Annotated in this window: 17 protein-coding genes; 6 read left to right on the forward strand and 11 right to left on the reverse strand. The window is 61.4% G+C overall.

Annotated elements, in window-relative coordinates:
* The first annotated feature begins 35 nt into the window (after positions 1-35).
* Positions 36-929 carry a YihY/virulence factor BrkB family protein gene (locus tag CLU93_RS12210; RefSeq protein ID WP_099761451.1) on the forward strand — a complete coding sequence of 298 codons (894 nt, stop codon included), beginning with the start codon at positions 36-38 and terminating at the stop codon, positions 927-929.
* A gap of 397 nt (positions 930-1326) precedes the next feature.
* On the opposite strand, the gene CLU93_RS12215 is transcribed toward CLU93_RS12210, so the two are convergent.
* From CLU93_RS12215 to CLU93_RS12240, 6 genes are all read right to left on the reverse strand, one after another.
* The gene (locus CLU93_RS12215) at positions 1327-2454 is read right to left on the reverse strand and encodes an acyl-CoA dehydrogenase family protein (RefSeq protein ID WP_099761453.1); all 1128 of its coding nucleotides are present in this window, start codon (positions 2452-2454) and stop codon (positions 1327-1329) included.
* A 38-nt stretch (positions 2455-2492) separates the two neighbouring features.
* Positions 2493-3161: an SDR family oxidoreductase gene (locus CLU93_RS12220; RefSeq protein WP_099761456.1), complete on the reverse strand. Its 669-nt coding sequence runs from the start codon at positions 3159-3161 to the stop codon at positions 2493-2495.
* An 80-nt stretch (positions 3162-3241) separates the two neighbouring features.
* Positions 3242-4438, reverse strand: coding sequence for an acetyl-CoA C-acyltransferase (locus CLU93_RS12225; protein ID WP_099761458.1), 1197 nt, complete (start codon positions 4436-4438; stop codon positions 3242-3244).
* On the reverse strand, positions 4431-6233 hold the full coding sequence (gene aceK / locus CLU93_RS12230; RefSeq protein ID WP_099761460.1) for a bifunctional isocitrate dehydrogenase kinase/phosphatase: 1803 nt from the start codon (positions 6231-6233) through the stop codon (positions 4431-4433). Before aceK ends, CLU93_RS12225 begins: the two co-directional genes overlap by 8 nt.
* Positions 6234-6286: 53 nt before the next feature.
* Positions 6287-7471 (reverse strand): isovaleryl-CoA dehydrogenase, encoded by a 1185-nt coding sequence (locus CLU93_RS12235; RefSeq protein ID WP_099761462.1) that lies wholly within the window; start codon positions 7469-7471, stop codon positions 6287-6289.
* 134 nt (positions 7472-7605) lie between these two features.
* The gene (locus CLU93_RS12240; protein WP_099761464.1) at positions 7606-8010 is read right to left on the reverse strand and encodes a MerR family transcriptional regulator; all 405 of its coding nucleotides are present in this window, start codon (positions 8008-8010) and stop codon (positions 7606-7608) included.
* Between the two features lie 702 nt (positions 8011-8712).
* On the opposite strand from CLU93_RS12240, the gene CLU93_RS12245 reads away from it, so the two are divergent.
* Together CLU93_RS12245 and CLU93_RS12250 are read left to right on the forward strand one after the other, a co-directional pair.
* Positions 8713-9120 (forward strand): hypothetical protein, encoded by a 408-nt coding sequence (locus CLU93_RS12245; protein WP_034753756.1) that lies wholly within the window; start codon positions 8713-8715, stop codon positions 9118-9120.
* An 89-nt stretch (positions 9121-9209) separates the two neighbouring features.
* On the forward strand, positions 9210-9536 hold the full coding sequence (locus CLU93_RS12250; RefSeq protein ID WP_096232675.1) for a hypothetical protein: 327 nt from the start codon (positions 9210-9212) through the stop codon (positions 9534-9536).
* Positions 9537-9700: 164 nt separating this feature from the next.
* Here CLU93_RS12250 and CLU93_RS12255 read toward each other — a convergent pair whose 3' ends face one another.
* From CLU93_RS12255 to CLU93_RS12275, 5 genes are all read right to left on the reverse strand, one after another.
* Positions 9701-10303 (reverse strand): UbiX family flavin prenyltransferase, encoded by a 603-nt coding sequence (locus CLU93_RS12255; protein ID WP_099761467.1) that lies wholly within the window; start codon positions 10301-10303, stop codon positions 9701-9703.
* A complete protein-coding gene (gene grxD / locus CLU93_RS12260) occupies positions 10296-10607 on the reverse strand; it encodes a Grx4 family monothiol glutaredoxin (RefSeq protein WP_071074969.1) in 312 nt (103 codons plus the stop codon). The genes CLU93_RS12255 and grxD overlap by 8 nt, the downstream gene beginning before the upstream one ends.
* Positions 10608-10712: 105 nt before the next feature.
* Positions 10713-11183, reverse strand: coding sequence for a GNAT family N-acetyltransferase (locus CLU93_RS12265; RefSeq protein ID WP_099761470.1), 471 nt, complete (start codon positions 11181-11183; stop codon positions 10713-10715).
* Positions 11184-11187: 4 nt separating this feature from the next.
* The gene (locus CLU93_RS12270) at positions 11188-13536 is read right to left on the reverse strand and encodes a Tex family protein (RefSeq protein WP_099761473.1); all 2349 of its coding nucleotides are present in this window, start codon (positions 13534-13536) and stop codon (positions 11188-11190) included.
* Between the two features lie 94 nt (positions 13537-13630).
* Positions 13631-13996, reverse strand: a complete 366-nt coding sequence (locus CLU93_RS12275) for a hypothetical protein (protein WP_099761476.1) — start codon at positions 13994-13996, stop codon at positions 13631-13633.
* Between the two features lie 191 nt (positions 13997-14187).
* Here CLU93_RS12275 and CLU93_RS12280 point away from each other — a divergent pair, with 191 nt between their 5' ends.
* The 3 genes from CLU93_RS12280 to CLU93_RS12290 are packed head-to-tail and all read left to right on the forward strand — an operon-like array spanning position 14188 to position 16416.
* Positions 14188-14916 carry a secretin and TonB N-terminal domain-containing protein gene (locus tag CLU93_RS12280; RefSeq protein ID WP_099761478.1) on the forward strand — a complete coding sequence of 243 codons (729 nt, stop codon included), beginning with the start codon at positions 14188-14190 and terminating at the stop codon, positions 14914-14916.
* Between the two features lie 2 nt (positions 14917-14918).
* On the forward strand, positions 14919-15476 hold the full coding sequence (locus CLU93_RS12285) for an RNA polymerase sigma factor (RefSeq protein WP_071074977.1): 558 nt from the start codon (positions 14919-14921) through the stop codon (positions 15474-15476).
* The gene (locus CLU93_RS12290; protein ID WP_099761480.1) at positions 15469-16416 is read left to right on the forward strand and encodes a FecR family protein; all 948 of its coding nucleotides are present in this window, start codon (positions 15469-15471) and stop codon (positions 16414-16416) included. The genes CLU93_RS12285 and CLU93_RS12290 overlap by 8 nt, the downstream gene beginning before the upstream one ends.
* The last annotated feature ends 7 nt before the right edge of the window (positions 16417-16423 follow it).

The following is a 16423-nucleotide window of genomic DNA, read 5'->3' on the forward strand; positions in this document are numbered from 1 at the left end:
CACGAGGCCGCGCCGTCTTCCTCACCGCACCCGACATGATCAACCGCCACGCCAGTACCTATATTCTCAGCCATCCGCTGGCCTTCGCGCTGCAGGTGCTGAAGGGTTTTCGCGCCAACCAGGGCTTGCTGCTGGCGGGCGCCGTCGCGTATTACTCGCTGCTGTCCATCGTGCCCCTGCTGATGCTGGTGGTGGTGGCCCTGTCGCACGTGATCGCGCAGGACGAATTGCTGCAAACAATCGGCCATTACCTGGAGTGGCTGGTACCGGGACAATCGAAGGCCATCGTGGGCGAGATTGCACATTTTCTCGACAACCGGGGCGTGATCGGCTGGCTGTTGCTGCTGACCATGCTGTTTTTCAGCTCGCTGGCGTTTACCGTGCTGGAAAACGCCATGAGCGTGATTTTCATTCATCGTGTGGCCATCCGCCGCCGCCATTTCCTCATTTCCGCCGTGCTGCCGTACTGCTACATCCTGTGCCTGGGCGTGGGTATCCTGCTCATCACCCTGGTGGCGGGCGGCTTGCAGGTGATGGGCGAGGAAAGCGTGCGCTTCTTGCGCCACGACTGGGGCCTGGAAGGCGTGTCCGGCGTGCTGCTGTATTTGCTGGGACTGGGGGGCGAAATCCTCGTGCTCAGCTCGATCTACCTGGTCATGCCGGTGGGAAGATTATCGATTACGCATGCGCTGATCGGCGGCGTGACGGCGGCCCTGCTGTGGGAAATCGCCCGCCATGTCCTGGTCTGGTATTTTTCCACCTTGTCGCAGGTGAATATCGTGTATGGCTCGATGACGACGGCCATCGTCGTGATGTTCAGCCTGGAAATCGGCGCCACCCTGTTGCTGCTGGGCGCGCAAGTGATCTCCGAATACGAAAGAGTGGCGCGTGGTGGCGAAGAGGACAAGCCGCTGGCGCTAAGGACTTGATTTAAGGTATGGCTTCAATTCGTTGTTGCGCCGCACAAAAAGCTGTGCTATACTCCGTTCAGTGATTGAGATTTGGCAGCAAATCATCTCACCATCCAGTTTCAGCGCGGCGACCGACAGGTGTAATGTTGATGGCGTGACAGAGCGAAGAGTGGATTTTGTAATTCCGGATACGTTGGTCGATTTACACTTGGAGTCACCATGCAGATAGCATGGGAGTCCGAAAATCAGGAGGCACTTTGCAGATAGCACTGGCGTCCATGACACGATTAAAGCATTGGTAATACATTGGAACGAAGCCCGCGCTAGCGGGCTTTTTTTTCGTCTATTGAAAACCCAAGGGCGTAACCCCGGGGTCGTACCCTGCAGGGTACGACCCCGGTATCTGCAGTTGGGTTTACAACGCCCTTGCAATCAAAATCTTCTGAATATCGCTGGTCCCCTCGTAAATCTGGCACACGCGCACGTCGCGGTAGATGCGTTCGACGGGGAAGTCGGACACATAACCGTAGCCGCCGTGCACCTGGATGGCGTCCGAGCATACTTTTTCCGCCATTTCCGACGCAAACAGCTTGGCCATGGCCGCTTCCTTCAGGCAGGGCAGGCCCGCATCCTTCATCGACGCCGCGTGGCGGATCAGCTGGCGCGCCGCTTCGATTTGCGTGGCCATGTCGGCCAGGCGGAATTGCACGGCCTGGTGTTCATAGATGGGTTTGCCGAAGCTCTCGCGTTCGCGTGCGTACTGCAGGGCCGCTTCATACGCGGCGCGCGCCATGCCCACGGCTTGCGAAGCGATGCCGATGCGTCCGCCTTCCAGGCCGGACAGGGCGATCTTGTAGCCTTGTCCTTCTTCGCCAATCAAATTTTCCGCCGGGATGCGGCAGTTGTCGAACAGGATTTGCGCCGTGTCCGATGAATGCTGGCCCATCTTCTGTTCCAGTCCCGCCACGATGTAGCCGGGCGTATTCGTCGGCACCCAGAAGGCGCTGATGCCGCGCTTGCCGGCCGCCTTGTCGGTGACGGCCATGACGATGGCGACGTCCGCATACTTGCCGCTGGTAATGAACTGCTTGGTGCCGTTGATGACGTACTCATTGCCGTCGCGCGTGGCCGTGGTGCGCAGGGCCGAGGCATCGCTGCCCGTGTGCGGTTCCGTCAGGCAAAACGCCCCCAGCATGGTGCCTTGCGCCAGCGGACGCAGCCATTGCTCCTTTTGCGCATCGTTGGCGTACATCATGGCGATGCTGCATACGGGGCAATTATTCACGGAAATGATGGTCGACGTGCCACCATCACCGGCGGCGATTTCTTCCAGCACCAGGGCCAGCGACACGTAGTCGAGGCCGGCGCCACCGAGCGCTTCCGGCACGGCGACGCCAAAGGCGCCCAGCGCGGCCAGTTCCTGCAATTCTTCCTTGGGGAAATGATGTTCCTTGTCCCAGCGGGCCGCATTGGGCGCCAGGCGCTCGCGCGAAAAACTGCGCAGCGCTTCCTGGATCATCGATTGTTCTTCATTGAGTATCATGGACGTCGTCTCGTATATTTTTATAGTGGATGCGGGAATTACCAGGCGATGGGCTTGCCATCGTAATTGCGGAACACGGCCTTGTCCGTAGTCGGCAGGCTGGCCAGCGTGGCGCGGATGCCGGCTGCACTTTCTTCCGGGGAAATATCCGCGCCGGCACCGCCCATGTCCGTGCGCACCCAGCCCGGGTGGAAAGCGACGCAGCTGACGCCTTGCGGGCCATGCACGAGGCTAGTATCGATCAGCACGGAATTCAGGGCCGCCTTGCTGGCGCGGTACAGCGAACCGCTGGGGTTGCCCCGTTCGCTCAGGGAGCCCATGTGCGAGGACAGCACTGCCAGCTTGCCTTTTGCAGACGCCACCAGCGGCGCCAGCATCGGCAGCAGCCGCATGGCCGCCAGCACGTTCGTGTGCATGACGGCATCGAAATCTTCTTGCGTGGGGGAACCATCGTGACGGGGGCCATACACGCCCGCGTTGAGGATGGCCACGTCGAGCTTTTCATCGTCGAGCTTCCAGCCCAGGGCGGCGCAGCCGTCCACATCCGTCACGTCGAGCTGGTGCGCTTCCGCGCCCAGTTGCCTGAGGGCATCGCAAGCGTCCGGCGTGCGCGCCGTGGCGATCACTTTCCAGCCAGCGTGGCGGTATTGACGGACGATTGCGTGGCCGATGCCGCGCGAGGCGCCGATGATCAATGCGGTAGGCATGTTTTTCTCCCTGAGTAATGAATGAAAAGGCGCGCAGCAAACGTGTTCACGCCGCGCGCGCCTGTCGTCAACAGAGCCGCTTATACCAGTTCGATCGCCATCGCCGTCGCTTCGCCGCCGCCGATGCACAGGGCCGCCACGCCGCGCTTGCCGCCGGTTTTCTTCAAGGCGCCCAGCAGGGTGACGATGATGCGCGCGCCCGAGGCGCCGATCGGGTGGCCCAGCGCACACGCGCCGCCGTGGATGTTGATCTTGCTGTGTGGAATGTCGAGGTCGTGCATGGCGGCCATCGGCACGGCGGCGAATGCTTCATTGATCTCGAACAAGTCGACGTTGCTGCTGCTCCAGCCCGTTTTCGCGTACAGCTTCTTGATGGCGCCGATGGGGGCCGTGGTGAATTCGTTCGGCGCCTGCGCGTGCGTGGCGTGGCCGTGGATCTTGGCGATGACGGTGCAGCCGAGCTTTTTCGCCGTCGATTCGCGCATCAGCACCAGCGCTGCCGCGCCATCGTTGATCGACGAAGACGAGGCGGCCGTGATGGTGCCATCCTTCTTGAACGCCGCTTTCAAGGTCGGAATTTTTTCCAGGCGGGCCTTTTGCGGACCTTCATCGATGCTGACGATGGTGTCGCCGCCGCGGCCGGAAACGGTCACGGGCACGATTTCCCATTCGAAACTGCCATCCTTGGTGGCCGCTTGCGCGCGTTTCACCGATTCGATGGCAAACGCATCCTGCGCTTCGCGCGTGAAGCTGTACTGGCTGGCGCACTCCTCGGCAAACGTGCCCATCGAGCGGGCATTGCCCTTTTCATCGCGGCCGTAGGCGTCTTCCAGGCCATCCATCATCATGTGGTCATAGATCATGCCGTGGCCGATGCGGTAGCCGCCGCGCGCCTTCGGCACCAGGTAGGGGGCGTTGGTCATCGATTCCATGCCGCCCGCCACCACCACGTCGGCGCTGCCGGCGAGCAAGGTGTCATGCGCGAACATGGTCGTCTGCATGGCCGAGCCGCACATTTTCGACAGCGTCACGGCGCCGGTGGAATCGGGCAGGCCAGCCTTGCGCAAGGCTTGGCGCGCGGGCGCCTGGCCTTGGCCGGCCATCAGGCAATTGCCGAAAAACACGTGTTCAACGGCGTCTGGCGCCACGCCGGACCGTTCGACGGCGGCGCGGATGGCCACGGCGCCCAGGTCGCTGGCGGTGACGTTGGCAAAATCGCCCTGGAAGGCGCCCATAGGGGTGCGCGCGGCACCGACGATTACGACTGGATCATGCATGTTGGATCTCCGGTTGGGGGTGGGAAGGTGCTTGCTTACAAAAACGCAGGTGTTGCGGATACGGGAAGACGTCCTCGATATGACCGTCTTCGATGCGCTGCTTGCGCGCCTGCCAGTATTGCGCCGTCAGCAGGTCGGCATGGTGCTGCATGAAATACTTGCGGATGCGCGGATTGCCGAGCAGGAAGGTGCCGAATTGTTCGGGAAACACATCGTGCTTGCCGATGGGATACCACGGTTCGGCCGACATTTCTTCCTCCTCCGTACGCGCCTGGGGAATGACGCGGAACTGGCAATCGGTGATGTACTCGATTTCATCGTAATCGTAAAAAACGACACGTTGATGACGGGTCACGCCAAAGTTTTTATACAGCATGTCGCCAGGAAAAATATTCGCCGCGACCAGTTCCTTGATGGCGTTGCCGTACTCGATGATGGCGTGTTCCACCAGGTCAGCGCGGCCTTCCTTTTCGGCATTGCTCAGCCACATGTTCAGCGGCACCATGCGACGCTCGATGTACAGGTGGCGGATGATGATCTGCTCCTGGTCTTCTTCGATCAGCGATGGGGCGAACTGTTTCAGTTCGGCCAGCAATTCCGCAGAAAAGCGGGCGCGCGGAAAGGCCACGTTGGAATATTCGAGCGTGTCGGCCATGCGGCCTACGCGGTCGTGGTGTTTCACCAGCAAGTACTTTTGCTGGACTTGCGCGCGCGTGGTTTCCTTGGGAGGAGGAAAGAAATCCTTGATCACCTTGAAGACATACGGAAACGACGGCAGGGCAAACACCAGCATCACCAGGCCGCGGATGCCGGGTGCGCTTTCAAAGTGGTCCGATGAGTGTTTCAAGTGCTGCAGGTAGTCGCGGTAAAACAGCGTCTTGCCCTGTTTTTGCAGGCCCAGTATCGTATAGATTTCGCTGCGTGGTTTGCGCGGCAGCAAGCTGCGCAGGAATTGCACATAGGCCGACGGCACTTCCATATCGACCAGGAAATAGGCACGCGTAAATGAAAACAGCACGGCGATCTGCTGCTGCTCGAACAGCACCGTGTCGAGCACCAGCTTGCCGTGGCGGTTGTGCAGGATCGGCACGACAAACGGATACTCGCGGTTGCCGTTGATGCCCTTGCCGACCAGATAGGCGCCCTTGTTGCGGTAGAACAAACTGGTCAAGACCTGGAGCTGGTGGTTCGGCTCCAGCCTGTCGCCGCCGAACAGCTGCTGCAGGCGTGCTTCCACCTGGGCCACGTCACGCTCCAGGTCGGCAAATGCACAGTCCAGCTGGAAGTTGCTCAGCATGCGCAGCAAGGTGAGGCGCAAGCCATCCTTGCCCGGGTAGTACACGCGGTAGGTGGGCACCAGGTCTTGCGTCTCGATGTATTCCGTGGAAACCACGGGACGCACGAAAATATAGTCGTTATTGAAATAGGTGCGGTGCAGGATATTGCAGCAGACGGAATTGAAGAAGGTTTCCGCCAGTTCCGGCTGCTTGTGTTCCGTCAGCATGCCGATGTAGTGCAGCTTGAGTTCGCGCCACACTTCGTCGCTCAACTCCGACTCTTCGTACTCATCTTCGAGCATCTGCACGCATTCCTGCACGCGCTTGTCATAAAAGTCGATGCGTTCGCGGGCCGCCGTCTGCGCCGCGCTCCAGGCGCCTTGCTCGAAATACCGCTTGGCGTGCTGGCTCGTTTCACGGAACAGACGGTAATGCTTGTCAAAGCCGTCGCGGATGGTGCGCGCGATATCGAATGCAATCTGGGAAGAGAGCAATTTGGGGAAGGCAATTTGCGTCATAGTTGTGCTCGCATGAATGGCTCATCACCCAGTCGATAACCGCGCGCCCGTGCTTACTTGGTTTCCGCAAACAGCTCGCGGCCGATCAGCATGCGGCGGATTTCGCTGGTCCCGGCGCCGATTTCGTACAGCTTGGCATCGCGCCACAGGCGGCCGGCCGGATACTCATTGATGTAGCCGTTGCCGCCCAGGGCCTGGATCGCTTCGCCTGCCATCCAGGTCGCCTTCTCCGCACTATACAGAATGGCGCCGGCCGCATCCTTGCGCAACTGGCGCACGGCTTCCGGCGTGGTGGCGCGGTCGCAAGCCTGGCCCACGGCATACACATAGGCCTTGCACGCCATCATGGTCGAATACATATCGGCCAGTTTGCCTTGCATCAATTGGAATTCGCCGATGGCCTGGCCGAATTGCTTGCGGTCATGCACGTAAGGCACGACCAGATCCATGCAGGCCTGCATGATGCCCAGCGGTCCGCCGGACAGCACGGTGCGCTCGAAATCGAGGCCCGACATCAGCACATTGACGCCCTTGCCCAGGCCGCCCAGCACGTTTTCGGCCGGCACTTCGCAATCCTGGAATACCAGTTCGCCCGTGTGCGAGCCGCGCATGCCCAGCTTGTCGAGCTTTTGCGCGATGGAAAAGCCCTTGAAATTCTTTTCGATCAGGAACGCCGTCATGCCGCGCGCGCCCGCTTCCAGGTCGTTTTTCGCGTACACCACCAGCACGTCCGCGTCGGGACCGTTGGTGATCCACATCTTGGTGCCGTTCAAGACCCAGCGGTCGCCCTTGAAGTCGGCGCGCAGCTTCATGCTGACGACGTCCGAGCCCGCATTCGGCTCCGACATGGCCAGCGCGCCGATGTGCTCGCCCGTGATCAGTTTTGGCAGGTATTTGGCTTTTTGCTCGGCCGTGCCGTTGCGCTTGATCTGGTTCACGCACAGGTTCGAGTGGGCACCGTAGGACAGGCCGACGGACGCCGAGGCGCGCGAGATTTCTTCCATGGCGATGATATGCGCCAGATAGCCCATGCCGGCCCCGCCGTATTCTTCGCTGACGGTGATGCCGAGCAAGCCCATGTCGCCCATCTTGCGCCACAGGTCCATGGGGAACTGGTCTGTACGGTCGATTTCGGCCGCGCGCGGCGCGATTTCGGCGGCGGCAAATTGTTGGATCGCTACTCTTAGCGCGGCGATGTCGTCGCCGTGGTCAAAGGTCAAGCCTGGGAGATGGAGCATGTCGTCCTCGTCGTTATAGGTGTGGCGGTCATGGGTGCCGGGTCAGTGAAGCTATGATACTCAGTTGTGACGTTTACGTAAACGTAAAGTGAGGCGCGTAAAGCGATGTGCGCGGCAAGCGCCGCCGCAGCGATTTAGTTTGCTTGCGCCTGATCAAGGTTCAAGTCCGCCAGCATGCGCGCGCACGCGTCCTCATGCGCGCTGATTTCCGCCAGCGCCATTTCGATATCGATACGCTGCTGCTCCAGCGTCTGCCGGTGCTGCGCCAGCACGCCCAGGAAGCGGTCCATCTGCGCGCGCGTGTCCTTCGGCGATTCATACATGTCGACCAGGCTCTTGATTTCCGACAGGGCCAGGCCCAGGCGCTTGCCGCGCAGGGTCAGCTTCAAGCGGGTGCGGTCGCGCGGCGTGTAGACGCGGCTGCGTCCGCCTGCGCCTTCGCGCTTCGGGCTGAGCAAGCCCTGGTCTTCATAGAAACGGATGGCGCGTGCCGTGATGTCGAATTCCCGCGCCAGTTCGGTAATGGTATAGGTCGTCATTGCTGCGGGCGGTGTCGGTTGCATGGGTGATCGGTCGATAGATGGGGTGCTGCGGGGCAGATGGTGGCAAAGTGCCGTTTACGTCAACGTCAATACTATTGTAGCGTGCCCTGCCCGTGCTGCAACAAAGAAAAAAAACGCCTGTGGACAGGCGAGTTTGGCGAATAAGACAACAGTTACTGAAAATAAATTGATTCTTCTTGCGCAAACACGCTTAAGATCGAGAGTTGGTGGCCAAGATGACACCAAAAAGAGCTTTCCTGGCATAACGGCGACATTCTTTTCGCTGCGATGGCAGTAAAATTTTTGGGGCAGTAGACACGATCAAAAAACAACGTTTCACTATGAGCACGTTGTACCGATTGTTTCCATATTGAAAACAGAATGGCCCTTCTGAAAACTTTGTCTACAAGAAATTGTATGACATGGGCATTGCGTGTATCGGTAGAGCAGGGCATTATCCGATACCGTACGTTGTAATGCCAAACCGAGGCTTTGAATCGTGCTGCAGTGCGAAAATCAAGGCCAGCCGCGAATTTGAACCGAAGCCACACAGAATCACAAGAGAAAATTTGGGCCACTTTTTTACCTGAAAAGCCTGGCCGGAGTGTTAATTGTTAATTCATACTCTTTTCAAATGTAACAATCTGTATGGTCATTCAAGAAACTGACTTTCATGTTACAACATGAAATAGTACACCTATGAATTCTTCTAACGAACGCGAAAGCTTCAGCCAACGACTTCAGTTGGCTCTCAAAAACGCCCATTACTCTCCAGACAGCCCGACCAGACTGGCGCGGGAATTTAACATCCGTTTCGACGGACGCCCGATTACCGTGCATGCAGCTAGGAAATGGTTAGTAGGTGAAGCAATTCCCACGCAAGAGAAATTGCGCATGATTGCCCAATGGTTGGGCGTTCCGGCGGAATGGTTGCGGTTTGGCGGCCCGGAAAGCGCCACGCCGAATGGCGAAGCGGGCAGCGCTTTATCGCGTTTTGAATCTGCCGATGTGAAATTAATTGCCGATTTGCAAAGATTAGATGAACATCATCGTCAAATCGCGCGTGAATTTATTCGCATGCTGGTCAGAGTCAACTACCAAAAGTAAGCATTCAGGCCCTCCCCGGCGGGCGCCGTCGGCTTTTCGCTGGCGGTGCTTTCCCTGTCCTTTTATTTGCGCAGCGTCATACTGGAGACATGATTTTGCCGCACAATAAGACCTCGCATGTTGCGCTGCAGCGGAATTATTTGACAATAATCCCGTACGCAGCGGCGCGGCAGCCAATACCAGCGCATAATCACAGCAGAAGCAGCCAGTTCATCCACTACGGAGCCGAGCATTTGAGCCGTCTTATGAAAAGTAACTACAGCAATACCGCGCAGCTGAAGGACTTGATGACCGTGCCCCCCATGACTGCCGCGCAACATGCGGAAGTGATGCGCAAACGGATCGCCCACCGCAGGATGGTTGAAGAAGCCAGGGATTTGAAGCAGGCCAGTGCTCACCAATTCGACAAGAGGTGAGGGATGCCTGACCAAAGCTACTGCGCGTCGCGCTTTGCGGCCGGCGATGCTCACCGTACTAAAGTACGGTTGCGCTTCTCGGCCACAAATCACTGCCGCTCGCTACGCTTTTGTCAGGCATCGTGACTTGGCAGGTATTTGCCGGTGATAAGCTGATGGTGGTGTCAGGTCTCTGATGCCTTAAGACCACTCCAGCGTGGTGCCAGGCTGTGCTCGATGCCGAGCAGGTCGATGACCCTCGCCACCGTATGGTCGACCATGTCCGCGATGCTGTGCGGGTGGTGATAAAAGCTCGGTAAGGGCGGGAAGATGATGCCGCCCATTTCGGTCACGGCGGTCATATTGCGCAGGTGCGCCAGGTTGAATGGCGTTTCGCGCACCATCAGGATCAGGCGCCGGCGCTCCTTGAGCACCACATCGGCGGCCCGCGTGATCAAGTTATCCGACAAGCCATGCGCCACGGCCGCCAGCGTCTTCATCGAGCACGGCGCGACGACCATGCCATCCGATTGAAACGAACCGCTGGCGATCGACGCGCCGATATCGCGCAGCTTGTGCACCACGTGCGCCTGCGCTTCGATGTCCTTGCGCCCCACGCCCGTTTCCTGGTGCAGGGTCAGTACCGCTGCATCCGACAAGACCAGATGCGTCTCGACGCCGGGGATGGCACCGAGTAATTGCAGCAGCCGCAAGCCATACACGGCGCCCGTGGCGCCCGTGATGGCCACGACGATCCTGCGCGGCCGCGCAAGCTGGCTATCAGGCATCGATCAGGGTTTTCAGTTCGCCCGATTCAAACATTTCATTCATGATATCGGAACCACCGATGAACTCGCCTTTCACATACAGCTGCGGAATGGTCGGCCAGTTCGAATAATCCTTGATGCCCTGGCGTACTTCCGGGTCGTCCAGCACGTTGACGGTAGCGATGTTTTCCACGCCGCAGGCCTTCAGGATCTGGATGGCGCGGCCGGAAAAGCCGCACTGTGGAAATTGGGCGGTGCCTTTCATGAACAGCACGACCGGCGTGCTCGTCACGGTTTCTTTGATCCAGGTTTGTACGTCGCTCATAGCTGCCTCTGATGGGGAAATAAATAGATGCCGTCATTTTATAAGAAAACGACGGCACGGGTATGCGCTCAAGTCATAAATCGGGCAAGTCAGCCACGTTGAGGCTTATAAGGTCTTGCCCAGGCACACCGATTGTGCCGCGCCCACGTATTTACCCCAGGCAATGACGGGTGCGTAGCCGTGTTTGGCATAAAACGCCACGGCGCGGCCATTTGCCACGCGCGTGGACAGGTAGAGGGCCTGGTAGCCATGCCCACGCGCCTGTGCCTCTACATGGGCCAGCAGGGTCGCGCCCACGCCGGCCGAGCCCGGGCGCGCATACATGCGCTTGAGTTCGCCTATGGCGCTGTCCGCTTCGCCGAGCGGGCGTAAGGCGGCGCAGCCCAGCAGTTCTCCAGCCGCATCGCGGGCCAGATAAAAACCGCCGCGCGGCGTTGCCGCTTCGACATCGAAGGAGGCACGGCCGCTGTCGCCATTCATGCGCAGCAATACGTCCGACAATTCGTCGAGCAGCCGCTGCGCATCCGGGCTGGCCGCGTCCACCGCCAGGATGACAAGGTCGTGCCCGGCGGCCATGGACTTAACCGCGCAGCTTGGCGAACGCGGCGGCCATGCTGCCGGCCGGCTCGGGCGCGTTGCGCGACTGCGACTGGTGCTGGGCCAGGCCGCGGCGGTCGTTGCGGTCGCCCTTTTGCTCCGGCTTGCTGCCCGCCTGGGGCGCGCTGTCCGTCAGGCGCATGGTCAGCGCGATGCGTTTGCGCTTTTCATCGACTTCCAGCACTTTTACACGCACGACCTGGCCCGCCTTGACCACCGTGTGCGGGTCTTTCACGAACGTGTTCGACAGGGCCGAGATATGCACCAGGCCATCCTGGTGCACGCCGATATCGACAAAGGCGCCAAAGGCGGCCACGTTGGTGACCACGCCTTCGAGAATCATGTCCGGGCGCAAGTCGCGGATTTCTTCCACGCCTTCCTTGAAGGTGGCGGTGGTGAATTCCGGACGCGGGTCGCGGCCCGGCTTTTCCAGTTCCTTCAAAATATCGGTAATGGTCGGCACGCCAAACGTTTCATCGGCGTACTTTGCCGGGCTGAGGGTTTTCAGCAAGGCGGTCTCGCCGATGACGGCCTGGATGTCCTTCTTGATGTCGGCGAGGATCTTTTCCACCAGCGGGTACGATTCCGGGTGGACGGCCGAGGCGTCCAGCGGATTGTCGCCGCCCATCACGCGCAGGAAGCCGGCTGCCTGTTCAAACGTCTTGTCGCCCAGGCGCGGCACGGCTTTCAAGGCCGCGCGCGAAGTAAACGCGCCCTTCATGTCGCGGTAGCTGACGATGCTTTGCGCCACGCTGGCCGACAGGCCGGAGACGCGTGCCAGCAGCGGCGCCGAGGCCGTATTCACATCCACGCCGACGGCGTTCACGCAATCTTCCACCACGGCGTCGAGCGAGCGGGCCAGCTGGCTTTGGCTCACGTCGTGCTGGTACTGGCCCACGCCGATCGATTTCGGGTCAATCTTGACCAGTTCGGCCAGCGGATCTTGCAGGCGGCGCGCGATCGACACGGCGCCGCGCAGGGACACATCCATGTCCGGCAATTCCTTGGAGGCGAATTCGGACGCCGAATACACCGACGCGCCCGCTTCCGAGACGACGATCTTCGTCATCTTCGCTTCCGGGTGCTGCTTGATCAGGTCTTGCGCCAACTTGTCCGTCTCGCGCGAGGCGGTGCCGTTGCCGATGGAAATGAGCGACACATTGTGCTTGGCGGCCAGACGGCCCAAGGTGTGCAAGGAGCCATCCCAGTCGTTTTTCGGCTGGTGCGGGTAGATCACGGCCGTGTCGACGACTTTACCGGTGGCGTCGACCACGGCGACCTTGACGCCCGTGCGCAGGCCGGGATCGAGGCCCATGGTGGCGCGCTGGCCGGCCGGCGCGGCCAGCAGCAGCGCTTTCAAATTGGTGGCGAAGACGTTGATGGCGTCGAGTTCCGAGCGTTCGCGCAGCGCACCCATCAGTTCCGTTTCCAGGTGCATGAAGCTTTTCACGCGCCAGGTCCAGCGCGCCGTATCGGCCAGCCATTTGTCGGCCGGGCGGCCCAGGTTCTTGATGCCGAAACGGACGGCGATGCGGCCTTCGCATGGGTTGTGCGGCGCATCCCATTTCGGTTTTTCCGCTTCCGTGTCCAGGCGCAGGGTGACGTCGAGGATACCCTCGCGGCGGCCGCGCAGCAGCGCCAGCGCGCGGTGTGATGGGACGGTCGAAATGGTTTCCGAGTAGTCGAAATAATCGGCGAATTTTTCGCCTTCGTCCTGCTTGCCTTCCACCACTTTCGATTCGACGATGCCGTGTTCCTGCACGTATTCGCGCAAGGTTTGCAGCAGGGTTGCGTCTTCGGCGAAGCGTTCCATCAGAATCTGGCGCGCGCCGTCGAGGGCTGCCTTGGTATCCGCCACGCCCGGATTGTTCCCGTCGGCACTGGTAAACGCGTCGCGCAGGAACTTGCCCGCTTCCATTTCCGGCGTCAGTTCGGGATTGTCCAGCAAACAGTCGGCCAGCGGCATCAAGCCCGCTTCGATGGCGATCTGCGCCTTCGTGCGGCGCTTCTGCTTGTAGGGCAGGTACAAATCTTCCAGGCGCGTCTTGTCTTCCGCGTGCATGACGGCGTCGAGCAGCGCGGGCGTCATCTTGTTCTGTTCCGTGATCGAGGCCACGATGGCGGCACGCCGCTCTTCCAGTTCGCGCAGGTAGCGCAGGCGCTCTTCGAGCAGGCGCAGCTGGATATCGTCGAGGCCGCCGGTCGCTTCCTTGCGGTAACGGGCGATGAAGGGCACGGTGGCGCCTTCGTCGAGCAGTTCGATGGCGGCGGCAACCTGCACCGGTTTGGCGGCAAGTTCAAGGGCAAGGCGTTGTTCGATAGTGGGCAGCATGGTTGTTTCCAGAGCGATCAAGCTTGGAATGATACGCAATCGGCGCGATTGCGCAATCTTGACAGCGCAAATGGACTGTGCGTTGACAACAAGGTCAACGCGGCGGCAGCAGCGGGCTGGCGGGCGCTGGAGCTGGCGGCCTCTGCGGCGTGACGGATTTGCCAAAGGCATTGCCCATGCGGTGTTCGAGGGCGGCGCGGTTGTACAGGCCCAGCTGGTTCGACGGACGCTGCATGACCGCCTCCGCGCCGGACAGGGTAGGCGGCGGCCGGTTCACGGTGTTGCTGTCGGGTAATAATTTTTCACTCAAGCAAGACATCGATGGCGCGCGCTGGCCATTGACTTCCACTTCCACGCAGCCCTTCTCCGGTGCGGCGGCTTGCACGACGACGGTGTGCTCGTCCGCCTGCGCGGCCAGGGTGGCGCAGGCCAGCAGCAACAGTGATAACAGGCGTGCCATGGCGGCTCCCGGAGCGGTGGATGAGGCGTTCAGCATAGCAAGGCCATGTGTCGCGGCGATGACACAGGCGGGATGCGGGCTGGCGCCATGTCATACAGTTGTCATTTTATGAAGCTACCATCCTGCCATTCTGCTTGAACTGGCACAGTCAAGACACTTCATGAGCAGGCTCTCGTTGATTTCCCTGGACAATGACACGAATCCACCGCCGCACCGCAACAGGCAACGCCCTGGCCCTGTCCGCCTGCTTGCTGATGACATTGATGACATTCGTGCGACCGGCTGCCAGTGCATCCGGCAATGACGCCGGCACGCAGGCCACCGTGCGCTTCGACTTGCCCGCCCAGCCGCTCGATGCGGCGCTGGTGGCGTTTGGCGAAGTGACCGGGTATTCCGTGCTCGTCAGCAGCCAGCTGGCGGCGGGCAGAGTGGCCGCGCCCGTGCGCGGCGACTACACGCCGGCCGAGGCGCTGCAGCGCTTGCTGGCCGGTACGCAGCTGGGCGCACGCTTCAGCGGCAGCAATGCCTTCACCTTGCTGGCGCTGGCCGACGCCCCCGTGGCACCGGCACCCGTGCCGGCCGAGGCGGTCCCCGCCGCGCCACCGTTGCAGGGCTATGCGGCCATCCTGCAGCGCTCGCTCACGCGCGCCCTGTGCCGGCTGCATCCGGACGCCTTCGGCCGCTACCGGCTGGCCTTCCAGCTGTGGCTCGACGAGCGGGGCAAGGTGCGCGCCGTGCACGTGCTGGAAGGGAGCGGCGTGGCGCAGCGCGACCGTGCCGTGCTGCAGCGCCTGCGCAGCCTGCTGATGGATGGCGCGCCGCCGGCGGGCTTGCCGCAGCCGCTGACGATCCTGTTGACGCCGCGGCCCGACCCGGACACCGACTGCGCGCCGTATCTGCACCTGGCCGTGGCACCCTGAGCATGTCGGAATTACTCAAAACCACCTTGCGCAAGCTGTTCCTGGAACGCTACGGACAGTTTCGCCGCCACCTGCAGCGCCGCCTGGGCTCGGAAGACCTGGCCAATGACGCGCTGCATGAAACGTATCTGCGGGTGGAACGGATGAATGCGCCCGAGGCGATCAGTTATCCGTCTGCCTACCTGATGCGCATCGCCATCAACATTGCGGAAGATCAACGCCGCGACAATGCGCGCCTGCTCAGCCTGCCCGATATCGACGACTTGTACGAGATGGCCGATGAATTGGCCGACCCGGCCCGCACCTTCAGCGCGCGCGCCGAACTGGAAGAACTGGAGCGGGCCTTGCAGGAGTTGCCGAAACGCCGGCGTGCCATCGTCATCGCTGCCCGCGTCGACCAGTTGCCGCACCGCGATATCGCCGAGCGCTTCGGCATTTCCGCCCGCACGGTAGAGAAAGAATTGCGCGCCGGCCTGGAACATTGTTGTGAGCGCATGGGACGCGATTTCATTCAGCGCTTCGGTCCCGGCGCGGGAAAAACGTCTAAACATCATGATTGAACAAGCGGAAGACGACATGAGTGTCATCCAGAAGGAAGCGCAGGCGTGGGTCGTGCGCCTGGCCTCGGGCCAGGTCAGCGAGCGCGATGCGCAAGTGTTTCGCCACTGGTGCGCGCGCAGCCGCAAGCATGCCAACGCCTTTGCCGAGGCGCGCGCCGTGTGGGGCGCGATGGCGCCGGCCGCGCGCGCCGTCAAGCGGGCGCAGCGGCCCGTGAACACGGCGCGGCGCGCCTGGCTCGGTGGCGCCGTGGCCGCCTCGCTGGGTTTGCTGGTGCTGCGTCCACCGACGGACCTGTGGCCGGCCGTGGCGGGCCTGGGCGCCGATTACGCCACGGGTACGGGCGAGCAGCGCGCAGTGGCGCTCGACGGCGGCGTGCTGGTGCAGATGAATACGCAGACGCGCCTCGATGCGGCGCCGCTGCAGGACGGCGCCGCGGCGCTGGTGCTGCTGGCGGGCGAGGCGGAATTCCAGGCCGGCCTGCGCGGCGCGGCGCGCGTGCGCGTGCAGGCGGGCGACGGCACGGTGTCGGCCGGCAGCGCGCGCTTCAATATCCGCCTGTTCGGCCAGGAAGTGTGCGTGACGTGTCTGGCGGGCCGCCTGCGCGTGGCGCAGGCCGGCAACGATGCGGAACTGGCGGCCGGCCAGCAGCTGCGCTACCGGCCCGAGCATTTCGGCCTCGCCCGCGCGGTGGCCAAAGGCGACGTCAGCGCGTGGCGCCAGCGCTTGCTGGTGTTCAAGCAAAGCACCTTGGCCGAGGTGGTGGACGAGGTGAACCGTTACCGTCCCGGCAAGCTGATCCTCAATGGCGACGCCTTGAAACAGACGCGCGTACAAGCGAGCTTTTCGCTCGACCGCCTCGACGACGTGATCGCCCTGATCCAGGATGCGTATGGCGCGCGCGTGACGCGGCTGCCGGGCGGCATCGTGCTGTTCGGCTGAGCCCCGC

The organism is Janthinobacterium sp. 35, assembly GCF_002754575.1.
Classification (GTDB): domain Bacteria; phylum Pseudomonadota; class Gammaproteobacteria; order Burkholderiales; family Burkholderiaceae_D; genus Janthinobacterium; species Janthinobacterium tructae.